This is a genomic window from Microvirga pudoricolor, assembly GCF_016892705.1.
Classification (GTDB): domain Bacteria; phylum Pseudomonadota; class Alphaproteobacteria; order Rhizobiales; family Beijerinckiaceae; genus Microvirga; species Microvirga pudoricolor.
Genome location: NZ_JAFEMB010000016.1, coordinates 1 through 839, shown reverse-complemented (window position 1 = coordinate 839; position 839 = coordinate 1). Strand labels below are relative to the sequence as shown.

Here is an 839-nt window from a genome sequence, read left to right as displayed (position 1 = left end):
GAAAGCCTAAAGGTCATCGCGGTCGTCTACAGGCGGCTTCTCAACTTGTATGTTGATTGGAGCGCTGCTTGCAGATGCGGCAAGATGGCGTGCAGGTGGAAGACCGCTTTTAACTCGGTGCTGCTGACACCGTCGGGGAGCGCGGCTCTCCACCTGCTTGTCGCCACCAAAACCCGAACAGTCGCACGGTCGCCAGAGACCGCATTCACAAGACCGGGTTGCTTGATTGTGGACCACCAGCATGACCTCTGCAACCGCTTGCGTCGCCGGCATCGACACCTCGAAAGCCTGGCTCGACATCGCGCTGCATCCGGCCGGATGCAGCGCCCGCTTTGCCAATACCGAACCCGGCATTGCCGCCCTGCTCGCCTGGCTCGCGCCGCGAGCCCCCGCCCTGGTCGTGATCGAGGCCACCGGCGGCCTGGAGCTGCCGGCGCTGCTCGCCCTCGACGAGGCCGGCTATCCGGTCGCGCGCATCAATCCGCGCTGGATGCGCGACTTCGCCCGAGCCTGCGGCCAGGGCGCCAAAACCGACACCATCGATGCCCGCCTGATCGCGCTCTACGGGGCCCGGATGGAGCCGCCGCCGTCCAAGCCCGCCGACGCTCAGGCGCAAACCTTCCAGGCTCTGTGTGCCCGCAGACGCCAGCTGCTGCAGGCCCGCACCCAGGAGATCAACCGCTGCCAGCGCTGCCGCTCCCGCCTGATCCTCAGCCAGATTCAGGATCATCTGCGGCTGCTCGATCATCAACTGACCCAGACCGACAAGGCCCTCGATCACCTCATCGGCGCCAACGAGGATTGGCAGCGCAAGAAGGACATCATCGAAAGCGTGCCGG

1 protein-coding gene is annotated in these 839 nt (G+C 65.7%); it reads left to right on the top strand.

Annotated features, from left to right (window positions below):
• Positions 1-241: 241 nt before the first annotated feature.
• Positions 242-839, top strand: a 598-nt coding sequence (locus tag ILT42_RS22690; RefSeq protein ID WP_204218279.1) for an IS110 family transposase, incomplete at its 3' end; no start/stop codon positions are given.